At 71.0% G+C, this 761-nt stretch carries 1 protein-coding gene; it reads left to right on the plus strand.

The features are described 5' to 3' along the window. The coding region (locus A9X03_RS13540; RefSeq protein ID WP_156746552.1) for an AMP-binding protein at window positions 1-761 on the plus strand (761 nt) is incomplete at both ends.

Below are 761 nucleotides of genomic sequence, written 5' to 3' on the forward strand. Positions count from 1 at the left end.
CCCGGGGTGTGGTCGCATGCGCATTCGCTGGCCTTCGACGTGTCGGTGTGGGAGATCTTCGCCCCGCTGTTGCGCGGGGGCCGGGTGGTGGTGGTCGACGACGACACCGCGCGCGCGCCGGAAGACTTGCACGCCCTCCTTGTGGCCGAGGGCGTGAGCGTGTTGACCCAGACACCGTCGGCGGTGGCGATGCTGGACCCCACGGGCCTGGACGGGGTGGCGGTGGTGTTGGCCGGGGAGGCCTGCCCGCCCGAGGTGGTCGATCGGTGGGCGTCGGGACGGGTGCTGGTCAACGCCTATGGGCCGACCGAGACCACGATGTGTGTGGCGATCAGCGCGCCCCTGCAGGCCGGGTCTGGGGTGGCGCCGATCGGCTCGCCGGTGCCCGGTGCGGCGCTGTTCGTGCTCGATGCCTGGTTGCGCCCGGTGCCCGAGGGCGTGGTCGGGGAGCTGTATGTGGCCGGATCCGGTTTGGCCACTGGATATCTCGGCCGGGCCGGGCTGACCGGTGCGCGGTTTGTGGCGTGTCCGTTCGGGGCGCCGGGGCTGCGGATGTACCGGACCGGGGATCTGGCGTGTTGGGGTGGCGATGGGCAGTTGCGCTACCTGGGTCGCGGCGATGAGCAGGTCAAGGTCCGCGGGTATCGCATCGAGTTGGGTGAGATCCAGGCCGCGTTGAGCGCGTTGGACGGGGTGGGGCAGGCGGTGGTGATCGCGCGTGAGGATCGCCCCGGTGACAAGCGTCTGGTCGGTTACATCAC

Source organism: Mycobacterium sp. E1715, assembly GCF_001667625.1.
Lineage (GTDB): Bacteria > Actinomycetota > Actinomycetes > Mycobacteriales > Mycobacteriaceae > Mycobacterium.